The sequence below is a fragment of the Thermococcus chitonophagus genome, assembly GCF_002214605.1.
Taxonomy (GTDB): Archaea; Methanobacteriota_B; Thermococci; order Thermococcales; family Thermococcaceae; genus Pyrococcus; species Pyrococcus chitonophagus.
In genome coordinates this window covers 737,696-756,791 of the sequence record NZ_CP015193.1, presented here as the reverse complement: position 1 = coordinate 756,791, position 19,096 = coordinate 737,696, and the positions used below count along the sequence as shown (strand labels likewise).

22 protein-coding genes are annotated in these 19,096 nt (G+C 45.4%); 7 read left to right on the top strand and 15 right to left on the bottom strand.

All coding sequences use genetic code 11. From position 1 onward, the window contains the following. Positions 1-25: 25 nt before the first annotated feature. Entirely contained in the window at positions 26-1,189 is a 1,164-nt protein-coding gene (locus A3L04_RS04240) for an OBG GTPase family GTP-binding protein (RefSeq protein WP_068578903.1), read from the top strand. 6 nt (positions 1,190-1,195) lie between these two features. Here A3L04_RS04240 and A3L04_RS04235 read toward each other — a convergent pair whose 3' ends face one another. From A3L04_RS04235 to A3L04_RS04215, 5 genes are all read right to left on the bottom strand, one after another. After that, a complete protein-coding gene (locus A3L04_RS04235) occupies positions 1,196-2,290 on the bottom strand; it encodes a cell wall-binding repeat-containing protein (RefSeq protein WP_068578905.1) in 1,095 nt (364 codons plus the stop codon). A gap of 3 nt (positions 2,291-2,293) precedes the next feature. Continuing rightward, entirely contained in the window at positions 2,294-3,361 is a 1,068-nt protein-coding gene (locus A3L04_RS04230) for a cell wall-binding repeat-containing protein (protein ID WP_231963786.1), read from the bottom strand. A 170-nt stretch (positions 3,362-3,531) separates the two neighbouring features. Then, entirely contained in the window at positions 3,532-4,659 is a 1,128-nt protein-coding gene (locus tag A3L04_RS04225; RefSeq protein WP_068578909.1) for an ATP-NAD kinase family protein, read from the bottom strand. A gap of 4 nt (positions 4,660-4,663) precedes the next feature. Beyond that, complete coding sequence (locus A3L04_RS04220) at positions 4,664-6,106, bottom strand: potassium channel family protein (protein ID WP_068578912.1); 1,443 nt, start codon at positions 6,104-6,106, stop codon at positions 4,664-4,666. Next, positions 6,099-6,878, bottom strand: a complete 780-nt coding sequence (locus tag A3L04_RS04215) for a TrkA C-terminal domain-containing protein (RefSeq protein WP_068578914.1) — start codon at positions 6,876-6,878, stop codon at positions 6,099-6,101. Before A3L04_RS04215 ends, A3L04_RS04220 begins: the two co-directional genes overlap by 8 nt. Before the next feature lie 290 nt (positions 6,879-7,168). Between A3L04_RS04215 and A3L04_RS04210 the strand changes: the two genes are divergently transcribed. Both A3L04_RS04210 and A3L04_RS04205 read left to right on the top strand, forming a co-directional pair. Further along, on the top strand, positions 7,169-8,143 hold the full coding sequence (locus A3L04_RS04210) for a TIGR00269 family protein (RefSeq protein ID WP_068578915.1): 975 nt from the start codon (positions 7,169-7,171) through the stop codon (positions 8,141-8,143). Next, on the top strand, positions 8,127-8,324 hold the full coding sequence (locus tag A3L04_RS04205) for a TIGR04140 family protein (protein WP_068578917.1): 198 nt from the start codon (positions 8,127-8,129) through the stop codon (positions 8,322-8,324). Before A3L04_RS04210 ends, A3L04_RS04205 begins: the two co-directional genes overlap by 17 nt. Before the next feature lie 10 nt (positions 8,325-8,334). Here A3L04_RS04205 and pcp read toward each other — a convergent pair whose 3' ends face one another. Then, on the bottom strand, positions 8,335-8,931 hold the full coding sequence (pcp, locus tag A3L04_RS04200) for a pyroglutamyl-peptidase I (protein WP_068578919.1): 597 nt from the start codon (positions 8,929-8,931) through the stop codon (positions 8,335-8,337). After that, on the bottom strand, positions 8,906-10,159 hold the full coding sequence (locus tag A3L04_RS04195) for an ATP-binding protein (protein ID WP_068578921.1): 1,254 nt from the start codon (positions 10,157-10,159) through the stop codon (positions 8,906-8,908). Before A3L04_RS04195 ends, pcp begins: the two co-directional genes overlap by 26 nt. A gap of 77 nt (positions 10,160-10,236) precedes the next feature. Here A3L04_RS04195 and A3L04_RS04190 point away from each other — a divergent pair, with 77 nt between their 5' ends. Further along, positions 10,237-11,670 (top strand): ArnT family glycosyltransferase, encoded by a 1,434-nt coding sequence (locus A3L04_RS04190; RefSeq protein WP_231963787.1) that lies wholly within the window; start codon positions 10,237-10,239, stop codon positions 11,668-11,670. Here A3L04_RS04190 and A3L04_RS04185 read toward each other — a convergent pair whose 3' ends face one another. The 6 genes from A3L04_RS04185 to A3L04_RS04160 all read right to left on the bottom strand — a co-directional run bounded on the left by A3L04_RS04185 (position 11,671) and on the right by A3L04_RS04160 (position 15,996). After that, positions 11,671-12,330: a YhfC family intramembrane metalloprotease gene (locus A3L04_RS04185; RefSeq protein ID WP_157092443.1), complete on the bottom strand. Its 660-nt coding sequence runs from the start codon at positions 12,328-12,330 to the stop codon at positions 11,671-11,673. Between the two features lie 38 nt (positions 12,331-12,368). Beyond that, the gene (locus A3L04_RS04180; protein ID WP_068578928.1) at positions 12,369-12,707 is read right to left on the bottom strand and encodes a YbjQ family protein; all 339 of its coding nucleotides are present in this window, start codon (positions 12,705-12,707) and stop codon (positions 12,369-12,371) included. A gap of 32 nt (positions 12,708-12,739) precedes the next feature. After that, on the bottom strand, positions 12,740-13,303 hold the full coding sequence (locus tag A3L04_RS04175) for an SdpI family protein (RefSeq protein ID WP_068578930.1): 564 nt from the start codon (positions 13,301-13,303) through the stop codon (positions 12,740-12,742). Next, on the bottom strand, positions 13,300-13,632 hold the full coding sequence (locus A3L04_RS04170) for a PadR family transcriptional regulator (RefSeq protein ID WP_088859108.1): 333 nt from the start codon (positions 13,630-13,632) through the stop codon (positions 13,300-13,302). Before A3L04_RS04170 ends, A3L04_RS04175 begins: the two co-directional genes overlap by 4 nt. A gap of 63 nt (positions 13,633-13,695) precedes the next feature. Further along, on the bottom strand, positions 13,696-14,361 hold the full coding sequence (locus tag A3L04_RS04165; protein WP_068579637.1) for an SDR family NAD(P)-dependent oxidoreductase: 666 nt from the start codon (positions 14,359-14,361) through the stop codon (positions 13,696-13,698). 33 nt (positions 14,362-14,394) lie between these two features. Then, positions 14,395-15,996, bottom strand: coding sequence for a CGP-CTERM sorting domain-containing protein (locus A3L04_RS04160; protein WP_068578932.1), 1,602 nt, complete (start codon positions 15,994-15,996; stop codon positions 14,395-14,397). A gap of 127 nt (positions 15,997-16,123) precedes the next feature. Between A3L04_RS04160 and A3L04_RS04155 the strand changes: the two genes are divergently transcribed. Both A3L04_RS04155 and A3L04_RS04150 read left to right on the top strand, forming a co-directional pair. Further along, positions 16,124-16,945, top strand: a complete 822-nt coding sequence (locus A3L04_RS04155; protein WP_068578933.1) for a fumarate hydratase — start codon at positions 16,124-16,126, stop codon at positions 16,943-16,945. Next, complete coding sequence (locus A3L04_RS04150; protein WP_068578934.1) at positions 16,936-17,430, top strand: FumA C-terminus/TtdB family hydratase beta subunit; 495 nt, start codon at positions 16,936-16,938, stop codon at positions 17,428-17,430. The genes A3L04_RS04155 and A3L04_RS04150 overlap by 10 nt, the downstream gene beginning before the upstream one ends. Positions 17,431-17,893: 463 nt before the next feature. On the opposite strand, the gene A3L04_RS04145 is transcribed toward A3L04_RS04150, so the two are convergent. Together A3L04_RS04145 and A3L04_RS04140 are read right to left on the bottom strand one after the other, a co-directional pair. Continuing rightward, the gene (locus A3L04_RS04145; RefSeq protein ID WP_068578935.1) at positions 17,894-18,127 is read right to left on the bottom strand and encodes a type II toxin-antitoxin system HicA family toxin; all 234 of its coding nucleotides are present in this window, start codon (positions 18,125-18,127) and stop codon (positions 17,894-17,896) included. Next, positions 18,102-18,338 carry a hypothetical protein gene (locus A3L04_RS04140; RefSeq protein ID WP_068578937.1) on the bottom strand — a complete coding sequence of 79 codons (237 nt, stop codon included), beginning with the start codon at positions 18,336-18,338 and terminating at the stop codon, positions 18,102-18,104. The genes A3L04_RS04145 and A3L04_RS04140 overlap by 26 nt, the downstream gene beginning before the upstream one ends. A gap of 449 nt (positions 18,339-18,787) precedes the next feature. On the opposite strand from A3L04_RS04140, the gene A3L04_RS04135 reads away from it, so the two are divergent. Continuing rightward, positions 18,788-19,027 (top strand): hypothetical protein, encoded by a 240-nt coding sequence (locus A3L04_RS04135; protein WP_157092444.1) that lies wholly within the window; start codon positions 18,788-18,790, stop codon positions 19,025-19,027. Positions 19,028-19,096 lie beyond the last annotated feature (69 nt).

Here is a 19,096-nt window from a genome sequence, read left to right as displayed (position 1 = left end):
CGGGAAAGAGAGTTCGGGAGCAGAGATGCCAACGAACGTTACGGCAGAGTATCTAGCGGCCGAAGAGGAGTATAGGAATGCCAAGACTATTCCAGAAAAGATCAGGGCACTTGAGAAGATGTACGCTTTAGTTCCGAAACACAAGGGAACTGAAAAGCTTAGACTGCAGATAAAGAGAAAGTTGGCAGAGCTTAGGAAGGAACTGGAGAAGCAGAGACAGCAAAGAAAGGGCGGGGGTTATTCTCTAGCTGTAAAGAAGGAGGGAGCCGCTCAGATAGTCCTTGTCGGCCTGCCCAACGTTGGAAAGTCTGAACTACTGAGGGCATTAACGGGAGTAGATGTTGAGAGTGCAGATTATCCCTTTACAACCACGGAGCCAATTCCAGCAATGATGAACTATAAGGACGTACAGATACAGCTTGTAGAAGTTCCTGGGCTATTGGAGGGAGCGGCATTAGGGAAGGGAATGGGACCACAACTCTTAGCCGTAATAAGAAACGCAGATGCTATAGCTATAGTCGTAGATTTAAGCGAAGATCCAATTAAGCAGATGGAAATCTTGCTCAGAGAATTCGAGAGAGCCGGAATCAAGGTTAACAAGAGAAGACCAAGAGTAGAAATTAGAAAAACGCCAAGTGGAGGAATAGTGATCAACGGGGCGGAAAACATTAAGGGTGACATCAATGAAGTCATGAAGATGCTGAGAGAAGAGAAGATACACTCAGCGGAGATTACGGTTAAAGAACCCGTGACTCTTGAGGAATTCGCCGATGCCCTTGATGACAGCTTAGTTTGGAGGAAGGCTATAATTATAGCCAACAAGGGAGATGCCCCAGGAAGTAAAGAGAACTATGAAAAGCTCGTGAGAGCCTATGGGGAGAAGTTCAAGATAGTTCCCGTCTCGGCCAAGAAGAGGATAAACCTAGAGGCTGTTAAGGAAGCACTGTATGATGTCGCAGATATAATAAGGGTGTTCACGAAGAGCCCAGGGGAAGAGCCCGCTTATCCGCCCATAGCGCTGAAAAAGGGGTCAACGGTTCTTGATGTTGCTGAGAGAATTCATAAAGACCTTGTAAAGAACTTCAGGTATGCAAGGGTCTGGGGAAAAAGTGTAAAGTTTCCGGGCCAGAGAGTGGGCCCGGATCATGTTTTAGAGGATGGGGATATTGTAGAGATCCATGCAAGGTAAAGAATCTCAGGGCTTACCTCCTCTACCCTTCTCAGGCCTGCTAACCGGAATGCTTTCTGGCTTTCTGCCCCGTATCTTAGCCTTTACAGCATCCCTAGCCTTTTCAAGATATATCATAGCATCTCCAACCCTACCAGTCTCTAAAGCCCTTTTCGCAAGCTCCAGATAGTACCTCGCCTGAGAGACATCTTCACCCCTAGCCTCAAGCTTATCCATTAGCAGTGACATTAGCTTTAGCTGCATCTCAATTCTCATTGTAACAGGAAGTTCTTTTTTGGTGCCCTCTCCAGCTATTACCACTTGAGCAATCGTCATTGCCCTAGTAGCCAACCTATAGGCCTTTTCATAATCTCCAGACTTATATGCATGCTCCGCACTCAGCAAAAGATCTTCAGCTGAATGTAGCATTCTCTGATCTTCACTAGTTTCAGCGAGACTTTTCGCTCTTAGTAACGTTGTGTTTGCCCTCTCCAAGATTTGTAAGACAGTGAGCTCGCTCATGCGGACTCTAATTACCTTTGCATTTCTGAGATGGATTTTCTTCAGGATGTTCTCTGATTCATCACTTACGATCACGGCTGTAACGTTTACTGGAACACTCGTTGAATTTGGTCCAACAAAAATCGGAATTACTTCTTTGTCGCTCTCCATTATTTCCCTAAGTTTTGTAATGCTGGCAAGATCCCATCCATAAACAGCAAAAAACTTAGAATTCTTAAGCAGGTCCGGATAATCTTTTTGTATAAATTCTATGACTTTTATAGCCGTTTCGACTCTAGTCTGGCCATACAGCCTAGTATAGGATATCCCAAAGGATTGGAGATCCTGTTCGTATCTCTCAACTACGGCAATTGGGCCACCAATTATTATCACAAGAGTGGGATTATAGTCTATGACCTCAACACTAACGTTCGGATCATAAACTCCCCAAGGCGTCACTATTAGCCTTGCGTGAAGGAGTTCACTTACTCTCTCGGCAATAGTCAAATCAGCCTCGTTATCGCTCACTAAGATTGCAATATCCTGAATCTGAGCATGAGTAGCAGGTAACACAGAGAAAACGACTACAAGAATTAAAGAGAGGGTGAGGAAATGTCTCATTCTTCACCTCCCTCCCACTTTCTTTGCAACTTTCTCTTTCTCCTTGGATATTCTTTTCTCCTTGACCTTTATCCTCAATTCCTTTTCGATTTCTTCGATGAGCATTTTGGCCTTCTCAACTTCTCCGTTTTTAAGTGCTACCTTTGCCTGCTCGAGCAGGCCTTTCTCTGTTGATACATTGGCCCCACCAGCTTCGAGCCTGAGCATTACCCTCTCAAGCACCCTTATCCTAAGCTCAAGTTGCATCGTGTGGTTCATCTTCATGCTTCTCTCGAATTCCTTAGTCGAATAGCTGATCACGACCTCGGCAAGCCTCCTCGAAGCCACTGCCAGACCAAATGCCTCCCCATATTTACCTTCATCATAGGCCTTTTTCGCTAGGTCAAGCTTCTCCTTAGCTAACTCCACTAGCCTCTCTGCACTTGGGTTTGTAATGTTAGCTAGAACGCTCTCGGCTAACTGAACCTTCTCCTGGGCTACCTCTATGGCCTTCTCAGCCTCTTCAGCCGTAATGTTTGCTACAACTTCCTTTACTTCTCCACCAAGCTTTTCCCTAACCCTTTCCATTATCCTCTCGCTGAACCTGCTCTGAACAAGCTCCACTTTCTTGAAGTGCTTTACTATAGTCTCATTTACAGTGGCATTCTTCACAAGGATTGGAATTACGCAACTCTGGTTTCTAAGCTGTAGCATTGCCGCATAGTCCCAGCCATAGGCTATAGCAGCCGTGACGTTGCTGAGTAACTCGGGGTAGTTCTCCATCAGGAACTCAATTAGGGCTTGGTTTGTCTCAACCCTATCCTGCCCGCCGATTCTTGTAACGTTGATCCCGAGGTTCTCAAGCTCATCTTCGTACACTGAAACTACCGCAAGTGGACCACCTATTATGAGAACCATGTCCGGGCTAAGGTCAACTATTTGGGATATCACTGACTCGTTGAAGATGCCCCACTTAGTCACAACGACAGTGGCGTTCAGCAACTTGGCCACGTTCTGAGCCAAGGTTAAATCAGCCTCATTGTCGCTCACTAGTATAACGAGGCTCTGGGTCTCAGCACTCACCTGGCTCATTCCCACCCCGCTTAATATTAATAATATTGGTATTAATACACCCAACACCTTCTTCATGTCCATCACCAATAAACCATAGGAGCCCAACAAAAATAAGGAATACCGTGTTTCGTAAGCGTTTCTAAGTGTTTCCCAGCATCCCATTACAAAAATAGATGTTTCCAAAATCCCTAAATTACTTTAACAAGCTTCTCCATCCATGGAGAGATTTTAACCTTGAGGTATCCTCTGAATTTTTCGTCAACCTCCTTGTCTCCCGTATAAACTCTTATGATACCGGAACTTATCTTCGAGGGAGTAGCAACAACTATCAGGTCATCCTTATCTATCGCCCTGAGTACCTTGGGGGAGAACTGCTGGTTACCCCTACCAAAGAGGAAGTTGAGGCCGCCTATAACCGTTACAACTACCTTGGGCTTTTCTTTTATGAAGGAGAGGAGATCTCCTTCAGTGGCATCTTTCACCAGCAACTCAGCTTCTCCATTCCTAACCCTGATGACATCAACGCCGAGAAGTGTTCCATCTATCCCGAGCTTGTCCTTAATCTTCTTTATCGTTGAACCAGCCCCCAGGAAGTAAATTCCATCATTCTCAAGTATCTCCTCAGCGACGGCTTCCGCCAGAGCATTCAGATCCTCTTCCTCATCAGCTCTAACGGCTTCCTTGCTACCCTGAACCAAGGTCTCAACGACTGGAGTTAGAACCTCGTAAAATTTCCTTGCCCTAATTTCATCCCTTCTGTACGCGTCTTCATCAAGATCCATGACTGGTCTTCTCTCAATACGAGCTTTACCTCTAAGAAACTCAACAAGAACCCTTGCCGCATCCTCAGGGGAAGTTGCAAAGACACCAGAGAACATCTTCACACCACTAGGAATGCCCAGTATTGGAACCTTGAGATCCACGACCTCAGCTATGTCCCTTGCCGTTCCATCACCACCTGCAAACACTATCAGGTCAACTTTATCAATCATCTCCTTAGCAAGCCTCTTGGTGTCCTCCGATGTAGTGTCTGGAACCTTAACCCCATGAATCTCCCTAAAGCCAACATCTCTATGAGCAATTACCTCATGCTTAAACTCGAACTCCTTCAGATAATCCTCCCCCAAAGGTCCTGGGCCCGTTAAAAATTCAACGTTCATGTCGTAGTGCCTAAGTTCCTTGAGAAAAAGCCTAGCAAGATCGGGGGTTACTGGTTTAGCCCCCCTCTTTATTGCCTCCTCAAGAACACCGTCAGTACCTTTAAGGGCAACTCTCCCACCCATTCCCGCTATTGGATTAACTATGAAGCCTATCATCCTCTCACCTCATGTACTTTCTCGCGAAGACGGTAAGGAAGACTGCCCACATGAACATTCCAAATATGGCCTCTACAGATGCTATAACCTTACCTAACCCTACTGGGTGGAGATCTCCATAACCAAGAGTTGTTGCCGTGACTATGCTGAAGTATATATAGTCAAACCCTGAATTTACTGGAGTTACTGAGCTCGTTAGTGCATAAAGCACTGGAAAACCAAATATAACTAAGGCAAGCCAGAGAAAGACTGGTCTCTTCCAGTCGGTTCCATACTTGCACGTTAGATCTGCAAAGAAGAACTCAAAGAGAACCTCAAGGAGCCTGAAGGTTCTCCTTAATGTCTTGGGACCCTTTCTATAGTACTGAAGAACTCTCTTTCTCCTAGCAAGCATTTCTAAGTAGTAGTATTCATCAGCCTTCTCTTTATCTCCACTTTTCTCCCATGTCGTTCTGGCTATCCTATAGAATACTTCAGCAAGGTAGGGATTGTTGAAGTGGCAGTTCTCTATAACAATAAACCCGTAAACCTCAAGCTCGGCCAGTAAGTTTGGAAGGTAAGCTAAATTCCAGTTCTCATCACTATAGAGCTTGGAATTCCTAAGTACGATATTATTGTATATTGTGACATGAACAAACTCTGGGTATCTAACTTTGCTGTTCACAATCTCAACGTGCCCAGGAACCGAAACATTCTCCACGAGCAACTGCCCAGAAAAGCGGTTAACGTATATCCTAACTTGCCTTTTGAACCTGGGACTCTCGTCGAATTTAATTCCTCCAAGGTAGAGGGTATGAGCCCTCACAGGTCTCTTAACTACGTTAAATTCAACTCCAAGCTCTTTACTTAGCCTCTCTATTAGAGGATATTTCGAGTTTATTGCTATCCTTCTAACGCCTTCAAGGTTCGAAATCTCTATTCTTCCCGCCATCCTCCCAGCTTCACCGAACTCTTCCTCAGCAGTAACCTCCTCCGGTCTGAACTCCGTTGAGTTTATCATGACGTACTTGACTGAAGAATTTCTAATCAATATGGACGACTTAAAGTCTACAGAGCATACACTAATTCCATAACTGTTAACTCCGGTAACATAGAGGAGATCTATAGTGGACTCCACGATGATAAGGGAATCAACTTCAGAGTTTATAAGCGTGAGGTTCTTTAGTTTTGACTTTCCTATTACGAGTCTTTTTATCTTAGAGTTTCTGAATATGAGAGCTTCTTTGAGCTCCTTCTCTATGATAACAATGTCGTACAGCTGAACGCCCTCGAAGTGCCTAACTCCCCTCTCAAGTGACCTCTCAAATGCCCTTCTCTTTATCTCTTTAATCTTCTCGCCGTAGAGCAGTTCACCCTCCTCAAAAGGAATGTGCAGTGAGCAGTACTTCGAACCCTTAAGGGGCTTCCTCCTGCACTTCTTGCCGCTGGAATAAACGTACTCACACACTTACCCCAGCCTCCTTCTCCTCCTGCATCCTCCTGACTTCTGCCATCTTAACTGCCTCTTCGTGCTCTTTCTCTCCCTTAGTCCCTCTCATCCTCTTAGATAGGGAGGCAAGGACTTCCTCTGGGCCGTAGAGAACCACAATATCCCCTGGGAGGATTATTGTATCACCATGGGGAGCACCTAGATAGACCTCCCTTCCATCCACCTTCCTATATATCCCTAAGACGAGTACCCCCTCCTTGTCAAGCTGAAGTTCCTTTAGCGATCTATTCGCAAGCCAGCTTGTCTTTTTAACCTTTATCTGAGCTATAGAGTAACCCCTAGTTATACCCAGGAGCTGGGAATAATCGAGAACCCTAAGCGAAGGCGCAAACTTCTTAAGAATTCTCCTTATTGCTCTCCTCATTAACCTCTCAATATACTTGGAGCGGAAAAACAAGTACAAGGCAAAGAGGCCCAGGATCAAGACTATTATCCTATAACCTGCCTGCTCTCTAGTGATCCCAGTAAAGCTGAGGACGAGCGTGGCTATAGCTGATGTAATCCCAGCACTTCCCAAGAGCATGAGTATCCTTATTATCCTCCTTCTAACGGGGTGAGAAACAACGTATTCACTTTCACTCGTCGTGAATCCAACACCTGAGAAAGCGGACTGAGCCTGAAAGGCGGCCACATCCCTTGATAATCCAGTCATTTCCAATGCTACAGCCCCTATCCTAACTATTATCGCCGATACGAGTACAACCAGGAGGAAGGTGATTATCGGGATCATCTCTACCAAATACTCATAAGTGGTTCATAAATGTTTATAAGTTGCAATACGATTAGACTAATTACGTTTCAACAATTCGTTGATAGGAAAGGGAGCTAGAAGAGCTAGAGATCCTGGGAAAGAAGGACTTATGTTTGATTTGAAGGACATGTTTAATCAAAACCTTTATTAGCAAACTGCAAGACTCAGGAAGCAAGGGATGATGACGGAGATTTCGGCCGAGCTGTGATGACACTCGCATGGGCTGACCTTAAGTTTAAAAGCCAACCCTTCTCTCCTCCTTCATGGCCATGAAATGCTCAAAGTGCGGCAGAGAGGCAGTGTACTTCGCGAGGTACGAGGGGAGATATTACTGCCACAAGCACTTCAACGAGCTAGTCGAGGGTAAAGTAAAGAGGACGATAAGGAAGTACAGGATGATCAGGAGGGGAGAGAGGATTGGAGTTGCAGTGAGCGGGGGCAAAGACAGCGTTGTTCTCCTCCACCTGCTGGCCAAGCTTAGAAAAAAGTTCCCCTTTGAGATAGTCGCAATAACGATAGATGAAGGAATAAAGGGATACAGGGACAAGAGCGTTGAAGTTGCGAAAAGGAATGCTGAGCTTTTGGGTGTTGAGCACCACATATACAGGTTCAAGGACTACATAGGGTTCACCCTTGATGAAACAGTGGAAATAATGGGAGCGAGAGGAGAGAGGCTTGGTGCCTGCTCATACTGTGGCGTCTGGAGGAGATGGCTCTTAAACAAGGCCGCAGAAGAACTTAAAGTGGACAAACTCGCCCTAGGATTGAACCTTGACGATGAAGTTCAGGTTTTCCTAATGAATTTAATGAGAGGAGATGTCGCGAGACTCGGGAGGACTGGACCGTACTACGAGGTAATCCACGAAGGTTTAGTCCCCAGGATAAAGCCCCTGAGGGAAGTTCCAGAGAAGGAGATAGTGCTCTATGCAGTTTTAAACAACATTGAGGTTGATCTCAGCGAGTGCCCATATGCAGTTGAAGCCTTCAGAGCGGAAATAAGGGACTGGCTTAATGAGATGGAAGAAAAACACCCAGGAACCAAGTACCAGCTGTTGAGGAGCTACGACAAGATATTCCCCCTCTTAGCAAAGACTTACGCAAAGGAGGTAAAGCTGAATCGCTGTAAGTTCTGTGGACAGCCGACAAGCGGAGAAATATGTAAGGCCTGCCAGTTCAGACTGCAGGTTAACGAGAAGGCTAAGCTCAAATTCAGCCTGAGTGATAAAAATGAAGAGGATTATTGAAACTGTTCTTTCCATAGAGGAGCTTGAGGAGATAAAGGAAAAAGTGAGAGTAGATGTTGAGATTATTCTGGTAGGAAGAAGGGAAGGCAAGATACCGCTGAACGTCATTCTAATAAAAGGGAGCGACGAGGAAGTGAGAAAATTTTTGGAGAGGTTGAAGCTCGCGAGAGCAGGCGGATAATTCATTCAAATCAAAGGCTAACCTTTATGGCTATCTCAATAGCCTTCGCTATTGTCTCGAGGGCCATTGAAGGTCTTGGCTTATCTAGAGCCTGCTTGTGGCTGTAGGGAACGTGAATGAAACCGGCTTTGGCATTAAGCCCGTGCTTTGCTATCGTGTGCAAAGCCGTGAACATTGCCGTATTGCACACGTAGGTTCCGGCGGTGTTGGAGACTAAAGCGGGGATTCCGTTCTCCCTTAACGCCCGAACTATCTTCTTTATCGGCAGAGTCGAAAAGTAAGCTGTGGGAGCATCCTCAAATATCGGTTCATCTTCCGGCTTGTATCCTTCATTGTCCGGCATCGTCGAGTCCATAATGTTAATTGCAACCCTCTCAACTGTTATCGTTGGTCTTCCACCGGCAAGTCCCGTGGAGATTACAACATTGGGCTTCTCCTTCAGTATCAGCTCTGGCAGAATCCTGCGAACTCCATTGAATGTAACGGGGAGGAGCCTCTTTACCACGGTAACTCCCTCTATCTCATCGGGAAGCAGTTTTACCGCCTCCCACGAAGGGTTAACCTTTTCATTCCCAAAGGGCTCAAAGCCCGTAACGAGAACCTTCATCTTCGATCACCGTCATGAGTATATCCTTAGGGGTTAAAACCTCAACTCCCTCCGGCTCTTTCTCTAGTGAGTCTAAACCTGGGACTACTAAAAACCTCCTAGCATTAATTCGGTTCAGCTTCTCCTCTATTTTCTTAATCTCATCCTTCCCGACAAACTCTTTCCACTTAACTTCACCAACAATTTCAATTCTCCTAAAAGATCCTAGGGCAACGTCAAGCTGAAGATTGGGAAGTTCTATATAGAGTCTTTTCATGCCATAGAGCTTTGAAAACAGCTCCGCTATGAAGTCCTCAACGTGAAGGGGCAATTTTTCCTCAACGACTTTTCTTATATATTCTTCAGGAATATCCAGCTCTGTATAGGCATACTTGGACTCTAAGTAGTAGTGGAGATCAAAAAGGGGCGAAACATGGTAGTAGTGGAACTTCTTTCTCCTTTTACCTACCACCTCGACTTTCTTTAAGATGCCCATTTCAGTTAGTGTCCCAAGGTACTTCTGCAAGGTCCCAGGATTATCCTTCTCTATTAGGCCGAGTGAAAAGAGATAAGACGAAAGCTCGGTACTTGTCGTTTTTCCATCTGATACACCTTTTAATATTCCCTCATACACTGAAGTCAGTCTCCTTTCTTCTTCTGTGAATATCTCTCCAATAAGCTCCTTTATCATAAGAGACGAATCATGGAGGAATTCAGAGAGAAATTTCCTCACTGGCGGAGTGTAGTATGAGATTAAAAGGGGCTCACGCAGGTAAGTTGCCGCTTCGATAAGTTCCTTCTCGGAGAGGTTCTTGGAAAGGCCTATTAGGATGTCCCTCTCGTCAATTAGACTTATCTTTATTGGCCTTACTATCCCAAGGAGGGGACTTCCCTTCCCTAATAGGATCTTTTTGGCAAGCCAGAGTGTGGAGGTTATAAGGATAAGTTCTCCCTTCCCCGAGTTCATGTGAAGTAAATCTAAGAACTCCTCTGGCAATCTGTGAAATTCATCAACTACAACTACACCATTAAGCAATCTTGGAAAAATAGCAAAGAACTCTCTGTAACTCATTTTTCCATTTCTGTTTCTATCGTATACAGCCCCATCCCTACCAACGAAGAAAAACTCATCATATTGAAGGAAATGCTCAACTAAAAAAGTCTTTCCAGTTTTCCTTCTTCCATAGAGCATCTTCCACCCTGGCGTTTTCAGCTTCGAAATTTCTATTCTTCTGGGAATTATTCTCATGAGAATAATTACAGTGATAATCGTTTATAAGACTAACGAATGGCAAAACACATAAAAGCCCAAAGCAATGCCTTCCGATGAGTAAAGAGGAACACTATGGAGGGTTAAAAATGAAGTTTAACATGAAGATAATTCCAATCATAATTTTTGCATTTGCATTCATCATGCAAATCGTTCTACTCCCCCCCTGGGACACGCTCACCTATGATGGGGCTTTATATATAAATATAGCAAGAAACTTGGCCAAGAATCCAACGAGCTTTACGTATCAAGGAATTTACATGATGTACAGACCTCCCCTGTATCCCTACACCCTCTCCCTCTTCTACCACTTCATCCATGATCCCCTAACTCAACTTAAGGTTGCGAGGGTAGTTTCAGCATTCTTCTTTGCCCTAACAGCTTCTCTTGTGTATCTCCTCTCCCTTGAATTGTTTGGAAACTTCATCAAAGGGACTGTGGCATCACTATTCTTCATGTTCAACGGCCTCGCGCTCACGATGGGGGGTAGGGAATTAGTTCACAGTGAGTTCACATTCTTCTACACGCTCGCCATTTACTTCCTATACACGGGACGGAAAAGAGGTGAGCCTCACAGGATTTATTTGGCGTTCATCTCGGCAGGACTTGCCGTACTGACAAGGTATACAGGACTCTCAATAATTCCGGTGTTCTTGGCCTACCTGTGGCTCACCGATTACTGGGGGTGGGTAAAAAAGAAGGAATACTGTATAGGTTTCATGCTCTTCTTCCTAGTTCTGCTACCTTGGCTGTACTTGGGACACCTCCATTACGGGGGCTACTTCAGACCGTTCAAGATAGCAAACAGGGTTGTTACCTTAGACAAGCCAGTTTCAGTTTCAGACTTTCTGACGTTGCTGTTCAACGATGTAGGAGTTGTGCTCCCAGCCCTCGCCGTTCTTGGACTTCTAAAGCAGAAGCAGGACGAAAGAGGCTACCTCCTAATCAGCTGGTTGTTCATAGGTTTCATTATGATAATGATTGTGACTCATAAGGAAACGAGGTTCATAACGTTTCTCTCTCCCGTCATTGGGGTACTCGCCGCAGAAGGCATTGAGCTCATTGGAAGGATCAGTGAAGTTGTCATTGCCCGCGCTGGAATAAAGAACATTAAACCATGGCTTGTAACCCTGGCTCTAGCAATCCTCCTCATAATTCCCGTTGCTCAGAAGGGCTTTGACCTCAAAGAAAGATGGAACTCCATCGGGGTTCAGGAATCTCACGTGCTGAAGTATGCGAGCGAGAAGTATCCGGCTGAAAAGTTATTGGTTTCCCCCTCCCTCTACACCATGGCGGGGTTCTACTATCCTAAAGCCGAGGTCGAAATGATACTCAGGCGGAAAAGCATAGAGGAGAAGATAGCGAGGGGGTACTACGACGTGATAATTCATGAAAATCCAAGCGTCTACCTGAACATCCTTACCAGCAGGAAATATGTAAAAGTGGAGGAGTTCTATGGAGGCAAGCTTGAAATCTTTATTAGACGATAACTACCAAATCACTTCTTCTTTTTCTTCTTCCTTGAGGGCTTGGGGCAGGGCATATACTAGGAGCACCAGAACAACAAGCCCCAGGACGGCCTCACTTAGGATCAAGACTTTTACGGACTTTGCTGGATCAACAAGTCTGGCGAGCTGATAGTACGCCGCTAGACTATCCACCACTGCGTGAATTCCCGCTAGGGTCAAGAACGTTCTTAACGATGCTCCGGCTAAAAGAATCGTTGTGGCAACATGGAAGAGAACAGCCAAGTACCTCTCAGCCAAGGTCAGCATGCCCATGATAAAGGGAACGTCTAGGGTCAGTCCCTTAAAGCTGATAATCGCAAAGCTAACAACCACAGCCAGTACTTCAGTTATCCCGAAGCCAAGACCAACGAATGCTCCCTGCCTCTTGCTTTTATCCCTAACCAAGGCAAACTTAACTCCCTCCTGTATGAAGCCAGCTGAAAGACCAACCCAAAGACTAGCCACGAGAATTAACCCCCTCTCGATTATGTCCCTGTTTGATCTAATGCCCGCGAGTAAGAAGGCACCCTGCTGTATCAATCCCTGAAGAAGCATTGCAAAGAAGAAGACAAACACCCCAAGTATGAACTCCGCTCCCTTGAACTTTCTAAGTCCTAAGAGGTATAGAGTAAACCAAGCCAAGAAACCCCCTAGCAGAGGAAAGAGTGCCGGGTTCATTATCACTCCCTCTCGACAACTACAGCGGTACCGTAAGCGTAAACCTCGGCCATTCCGGAGGATACATTTGAAGTTGCGAACCTCACATTGACGACGGCATTTGCGCCGAGTTGCTTAGCGTGAAGGGCCATCCTCCTTAAGGCTTCCTCCCTAGCCTCAGCCATCATCTGCGTGTACTCCTTAACCTCTCCACCCTTTATATTCCTGAAGGCAGCAAGGATATCCCTTCCAAGGTGTGTAGCCCTAACGATTCCTCCCCTTGCTATGCCCTTAACCTCAACTATCCTATACCCAGGAATAGTCTCCGTAGTTACAACAATAACCCCCTCTATCGTCTCCATGATATCACCAACGAAATAAGGGGAGAAGAGGATTAAAGCTTTCCGTAGACTATGAGGGCTACTTGGAGCAGGGTAACAACATAGAGTGCAATTCTAATATTTCCTGACTTCTCGGGCAGTCTCAGGAGAAGGGGATCCTTAGCAATAATTGTGGACATCAAGGGAATCATTGCGACCAGTAAGATATTCTCCGAGGGAAGCTTTAACATGACGCTCAAGGGAAACATGAGCCACTGGAGGTAGATTACTCTGGGGAACCCTGGGGTAATTTCTTCTACCTCTCCCCGGGGTTCCTCCTTCATGGTTTCTATCTCATAGGCCTTCTTTGCCACCGAGTACGTTGAGACTGCAAGTAGGAACATGCCTACGGCAAGCGTCGAGAGCACAATACCTTTGCTGGTCCCTAGGTAGGCCTGAATCAAAACTATAGCTCCCAGGATTACGCTCAAAGTGCCGGCCATCGTATTTGCCCTTCTCCAGGCTTCCTTGGAAAGATAAGTATACGAGAACCTGACCCCAATAAAGGGATTTTGAGTGTTCCTTACTGCTAAAGTCAGGATACCAATTATGAGCATCATCAAGCCGAGCCAGATCAAGTTACCACCTCCAAAATCCCGATTATCTCCCTAACCTCCTCCCTAAGCTCCTCCAAAACATCCCTTCCCTGGGATGTGATTCTATAGTACCTCCTGGGCCTCTTACCAATCAAGACTAATCTATCTTCTATCAGCTTGTGCTTCTTCAAGCTCTTCAACAGGTCGTAGAGGGTTCCTTCACTGGGAACAAGCCTTCCATTTGTGAGCTCCTCAAGCTTCTTTCTTATCCCGTACCCATGTAGCTCACCTTCCCTCTCTAAGATGAGAAGCACTAGATAGGAGTACAGGCCAGCCCTGAGTTCCTTCCTCAGCTTTTCAACTGCCTTCACGTATTCACCTCCGACCCCGATGCATCGGACCTCGAGGTATTGGTGCAAAAAGAACTTATAAACCTATCGGAACCTGAAGCGATATTTCATCCCGAAAGGCTTTGAGAGGCCTATATACCAGGGGATGAACACTTCTCTCTTCCCTTTCTCTATGGCACTGACTATCTTCTCAGCAACTTCCCTGGGATCAAGGCTTCCAGCTGGAGCTTTACCATTCCAGAAGGGAGTTTTCACCTGCTTTGGGTATACCCGGATAACCCTCCTTGGCTTAAGCTCATCCTCAAGGATAACCGTTAGGTAGTGGAGGGCGGATTTTGAGGCTCCGTAAACGGGCATATCAATTATTTTTACGAAGGCGGCGCCGCTGATAACGAACACAACCTTTGCATCCAACTTGAGCTTCGACAATAACTCCCTCGTCAGGATTATTGGAGAAATCACGTTAAGCCTAAAGATCTCCTCCATCTCCTCCCACGAGTGCTCCAGGATTGGCTTTAGAATTCCAAAGCCAGCGTTATTCACCAAGATATCGAGCTTTTCGTTTCCCAAGAACTTCTTAACTATCTCTATACCCTTTCTGATTGAGAGATCCGCTTTAATGTGAGTATAATTGTCTCCAAGGTTTACCTCCCGCCTGCTAACTCCGTAAACCCTATAGCCTTTTGAGAGGAAGATCTTTGAGAGTTCTAAACCTATTCCTGATGATGAACCGGTAATTAAGACCTTCATGGCCAAAAATAAATTAAGAAGCATTAAAAAATTTCACAATCTCTTTCTTAAAAGGGTCGGCAAAGCTACCAAAACAACAAGCACTACAGGTCCACACGTGCTTTTTGAAGTACTACGAGCTGGAGACTCCTTGGTGGGAGGTTTCGTAGTTTTAGATAATGTGCCAGTAACGGTTACAGTTGTCCTTGAGGGTGTTTTAGTTGTAATGTGGGTTGTTGTCGTTGACTCTGATTCCTGCTTTTTAATAGACGTCGTCGACTTCGTTACCGTTACTTCCGCTTTCCTTGAGCATATATCTGCAAACTTTATTGAGATGCTCTCAGTGCTTCCGTTGACGTCATAAATCCTTATGTTGGGATTAAAGGCCAAAATGTTCTTTGTATTAACTTTACCAGACTCTACATCAATTGGGGACACATCAAAGGAAATTTCCTTTCCACAATTATCTTCACCTTCAACGCTAGGTGAAAATCCAAACCCAGTTATTGATCCAAAAGGCACCATGAATCCATAAAGTCTTCCGCCTCCAATTGCAAATCCACCCAAGATAGGACCATTTAAAGCAGGCGAAGGATATGCCCTTGCCCATATAACCTCTCCTTCTCGAGACATGCCAACTACGAATGCATGGTCTGAAAGATTTCTTGGCCCTCCCCATATCCCGGAAATAATACCAGCCATGTATAGCCTTTCTCCATCAGTAAGTAAGAACTTCGGGACAACACCCCTCCCATTAATCTTCTTAGACCAAAGGATGCCTTCTCCATCGCTGGCTATTATCACCGGGTATATTGTCTCAGTCTTCTTGTGTGCAAGTATGTAGAGCAAGGCATCAGAGATCGTCATGTCATCTCCATAGAGGACGTCACCACTCCTGATGCTTAGTCCTTCCAAGACGGAACCGTTGTTACTGTCCAATTTTAGAACAACAATTCTCGCTCCCCCAAGAGCCGTTATTGCACTTGTACCCATAATGTAGAGGGAAGAATTAAAGACAACAGCTCTTGGATCAAACCCCGTGCCTTTCAAGGATACAACAGTTGCCCACTCAAGATCTCCATCTGGAGAAAACTTCATTACAACGCCATTAGGAAGATGAATTTCCCTCCATGCCCTGCTCCTGGCGAGGATGTAAAGTGAGTTATCCTCCGATACAATAGCATCTATCGGTGTAACCTGCCGCTTATAGCTCCTGTTCTTCAGTATCTGATCAGCTACTATTAACTTAGCCCACCTTATATCCCCCTTTATGTTTGTCCTGATGATCAAAGTGGAGACCGTATAATTGAAGGTGACTGGGGTAATTATGTACATGCCATCTCCAGACTGCAAGACTATGGATCGACCAGCAGGAAGAGATTCTGGAGGTAAAGGCTTCCCATTTACCTCAAATGTATATTTTCTAGCCCAAAGTACAGCGCCATCTATGGGGTTTATGCGCATCACTACAAAATACCTTTCCTTAAGACCCTTACTGTGAACTCCTATAACTACTAAGCCCTCATCCACGTAATAAACTCCAGTAGCACGGAAACTTTCTCTGAGCTCGTCTCCAGGTAGTGTATAGCTGAGCTCCCATCCACTTACCTGATTTAACAATATGACAACTAGAATTAAAATAAACACGACCCTCATGATACCACCAAGATACCACGTTTTCTTTAAAAGCTTAAAAACTGTTTGTTGAAAATTTTCTCATAAATTTGAAATCTGAGCAACGCTGATAAACTCGCTGAACATAGGCAAGATGTTGGTGGCTGAAATGGAGCAGGAGATAGTTGAGGCGATAAAATTAGCTGTCACAAATATTCCCCATGATGTAGTTGAGGCCCTCAAGGATGCCTATAAAAGGGAGGAAAGCGAGATAGCAAGGTACAACCTCGAGCTCATTCTAAAGGCGGTAGATGTTGCCAAAAAGAAGGGAGTGCCTGTATGCCAAGATACTGGAACGCCGATATTCTTCGTTGATGTTGGGCCCAATGATAACATTCACGACATTCAGGAAGCGATAGTCAGGGCCGTAAGCAAGGCAACCAAAGAAGTTCCACTAAGGCCAAACGCCCTCTCAGTTTTAAGCGGAGAGGTCCTGGGGAACGTTCCGGAGATACATTTTGAGCCCGGAAACAAAACGAGGATCGGCATTTTAATGAAGGGAGGGGGGAGCGAGAACTGTTCAGCTCTCTTCACCCTGACTCCAGGAGAAAGCCTCGAGGGAGTGAAAAGGAAAGTGATAGAGCACGTAAAGGCCTGCGGGGGAAAGCCCTGCCCGCCGATAATAGTAGGGATTGGAATAGCGAGCCCGGCTGAAAAAGCCATGAGGCTGGCCAAGAAGGCCTTATTCAGGAAAATTGGCGAGAGGCATCCAAACAAGGAAATCGCAAGGTTTGAGGAGGAACTACTGAAAGAAATCAACTCCCTGGGAATAGGGCCCATGGGAATGGGAGGAAAAACCACCGCGCTAGACGTTAAGGTTGAGGTTGAAAGCAGACATCCAGCGAGCTATATAGTGGCCCTCGCCATCCAGTGCTGGGCCCACAGGAGGGCCTTTATCGAGTTTGGGGAGGAGGTGAGAATATGGCAGTGAAGCTCGAAACTCCCCTCTCTGCGGATGATGTGCTTAAATTAAAGGCGGGAGACAGGGTTATACTCTCTGGAGTTGTGTATACAGCCAGGGATCTAGCCCACAAAAGGTTCCTAACCCAGGGATTTCCCTTTAATCCAGAGGGAGCTGTGATATACCACTGCGGGCCCCTTGTTAAAGATATGAGAGTAGTGTCCGCCGGGCCAACGACGAGCGCTAGGATGAACCCCTACCTCGACTTCATATTCTCAAAGGGTATAAGGGCCGTGATAGGGAAGGGGGGAATGAACCCAGAGCCCTTCAAAGGGAGGGCAGTTTACTTCGCCTTCCCAGGAGGAGCGGGGAGCTTAGCTTCGGAGTTCGTTAAAAGGATAAGGAGGGCTTACTGGGAAGATCTGGGGATGGCTGATGCCGTATGGGAGCTTGAAGTTGAAGAGATGCCCCTCATAGTTGGGATAGACGCTAGAGGGAGGTCACTCTTTATCTAAGAAGACTATGGAAATTATTTTGTCCAATACCCTGAAACCGTTCTTCTTAAGTTTTTTCAATTCCAGATATTGCCTCTTCTTTAGTTATAACATTTCTCTCGAGAAGAAGTTTGAAGATCTTTATTGTCCCAACAATGGAGATACCAAGTTCCCTAGCTTTCCTCCTAGCAATTTTATCATAGATGACCGCATGTTAGTCTTAATTCCCTCGCAATTTCTATTGTCTCGGCCTCTCCTCTGCCTAACGGATCCATCAGCAACTTAACAGATTCTACATCCTGGGGTTCGATAATTAAGACTTTACCTGTTTCTACGAGCTTTCTAAGCTCATGGCTTCCACGTAATAATTCATGAAAATGTGGTATTAACTCCTAATTTAAAACTGAGAAGACCAACTGCTATAAAGGGACTGGCCAAGCACCTCTCTATAGGGCCCATTAGAAAATTAACTCTATTAAAAAGGTCATGGGTCTTTGTATTTATTCAAGAATTCCTCCTCACTAATTCCTGCCTGTCTCAGGATGCTTTTTAGCGTCCCAATGGCAACCTCCTCGTGGTCGGGAACAATAGCAGTCCTCTTTTCACCGTTTTCTCTTCTCAGCTTTATGTGACTTCCCCTCTGCTTAACGACCTTAAACCCAAACTTCTTGACAAGAATTCTGACTATCTCCCTACCCGATAACAATGGAAGCTTCATCAACTTTAACCTCCAGGTGCCGCTTCTGGAAGACCTTCTCTCTCAGCTCTGGATAATCTTCCAGGTAAAGCTCCAGCGCCTCCAAGAGGTTAGCATAAGCCTCATCCGCTGTCCTTCCCTGTGACGCGACGCCCGTGATTGGCTCCTGGGCAACAAACCACTCACCCTTCTCACCCTTCTCCTTCCACATGATCACTATCGGGGCCTCCATACTCCCACCCCTTTAATGTTAACCTCCCAAGGTATTAAGTTTTTGGCTTAAAAACTAGGAATCATCCTTCCCCCTAGAATTTCTGCTTCCGAAAGATGTCAAATACTCCCTAGCTTGAGAACCAAAATCTGATAGTTAAAAAAGTCAGGAATCTCGGAAGATGAGAGAAAAATACGCCCAATCTAGGTATCCACTAACTCCAAGCTCGTCCACCAGATAATCTCTAAAGTCTTTGGATAATCCAACAATTCTTAATCCTGTATCACAACGATACAGGGCGGAAGAATGACACTTTTGCAGGAATTGTCTACACAAGACAAAGTTCACTCACATTGTTAGTCAAAGGGACTTTTTACACATGATCCTTTACAACATACGTCTGACCCCAGCGAGCACTTCTGGTTCCTATAAGGGAGATTTTTATATAAAGGGCTATGTGAGATATTTTCTTGGGAAGGTATATGACTGAGGTTTTACCGCTTTTGAAGAGGGTTGAGAGGATTGAGAAGGAGCTCGAAGAATTGAAGATTGAGCTTATGAGGTTAGAGGCCGATAGGCCTCCTTATGCGGATGATGTTATTGAGGAGGATATGATTGAGGCTGAAAAGGCCCTTGAAGAAATCATGACTGGTAAAGTAAAGCCTCTCTCGGTTGAGGAGTTGAAGAGGCTTTTAGAAGAGGATGGCTAGTTTTCCGAATTTTGCAAGTTCTTTCCATAGACAAGTTTTTAGCTGGCAACCTAATTTTCAAATGTAGAT

What these genes read in the sequence shown, in the direction of transcription:
- A3L04_RS04240 (WP_068578903.1), top strand. Translation starts at nt 26, where the DNA reads ATGCCAACGAACGTTACGGCAGAGTATCTAGCGGCCGAAGAGGAGTAT.
- A3L04_RS04235 (WP_068578905.1), bottom strand. Translation starts at nt 2,290, where the DNA reads ATGAGACATTTCCTCACCCTCTCTTTAATTCTTGTAGTCGTTTTCTCT.
- A3L04_RS04230 (WP_231963786.1), bottom strand. Translation starts at nt 3,361, where the DNA reads ATGAGCCAGGTGAGTGCTGAGACCCAGAGCCTCGTTATACTAGTGAGC.
- A3L04_RS04225 (WP_068578909.1), bottom strand. Translation starts at nt 4,659, where the DNA reads ATGATAGGCTTCATAGTTAATCCAATAGCGGGAATGGGTGGGAGAGTT.
- A3L04_RS04215 (WP_068578914.1), bottom strand. Translation starts at nt 6,878, where the DNA reads ATGATCCCGATAATCACCTTCCTCCTGGTTGTACTCGTATCGGCGATA.
- A3L04_RS04210 (WP_068578915.1), top strand. Translation starts at nt 7,169, where the DNA reads ATGAAATGCTCAAAGTGCGGCAGAGAGGCAGTGTACTTCGCGAGGTAC.
- A3L04_RS04205 (WP_068578917.1), top strand. Translation starts at nt 8,127, where the DNA reads ATGAAGAGGATTATTGAAACTGTTCTTTCCATAGAGGAGCTTGAGGAG.
- pcp (WP_068578919.1), bottom strand. Translation starts at nt 8,931, where the DNA reads ATGAAGGTTCTCGTTACGGGCTTTGAGCCCTTTGGGAATGAAAAGGTT.
- A3L04_RS04195 (WP_068578921.1), bottom strand. Translation starts at nt 10,159, where the DNA reads ATGAGAATAATTCCCAGAAGAATAGAAATTTCGAAGCTGAAAACGCCA.
- A3L04_RS04190 (WP_231963787.1), top strand. Translation starts at nt 10,237, where the DNA reads ATGAGTAAAGAGGAACACTATGGAGGGTTAAAAATGAAGTTTAACATG.
- A3L04_RS04180 (WP_068578928.1), bottom strand. Translation starts at nt 12,707, where the DNA reads ATGGAGACGATAGAGGGGGTTATTGTTGTAACTACGGAGACTATTCCT.
- A3L04_RS04165 (WP_068579637.1), bottom strand. Translation starts at nt 14,361, where the DNA reads ATGAAGGTCTTAATTACCGGTTCATCATCAGGAATAGGTTTAGAACTC.
- A3L04_RS04160 (WP_068578932.1), bottom strand. Translation starts at nt 15,996, where the DNA reads ATGAGGGTCGTGTTTATTTTAATTCTAGTTGTCATATTGTTAAATCAG.
- A3L04_RS04155 (WP_068578933.1), top strand. Translation starts at nt 16,124, where the DNA reads ATGGAGCAGGAGATAGTTGAGGCGATAAAATTAGCTGTCACAAATATT.
- A3L04_RS04150 (WP_068578934.1), top strand. Translation starts at nt 16,936, where the DNA reads ATGGCAGTGAAGCTCGAAACTCCCCTCTCTGCGGATGATGTGCTTAAA.
- A3L04_RS04145 (WP_068578935.1), bottom strand. Translation starts at nt 18,127, where the DNA reads ATGAAGCTTCCATTGTTATCGGGTAGGGAGATAGTCAGAATTCTTGTC.
- A3L04_RS04140 (WP_068578937.1), bottom strand. Translation starts at nt 18,338, where the DNA reads ATGGAGGCCCCGATAGTGATCATGTGGAAGGAGAAGGGTGAGAAGGGT.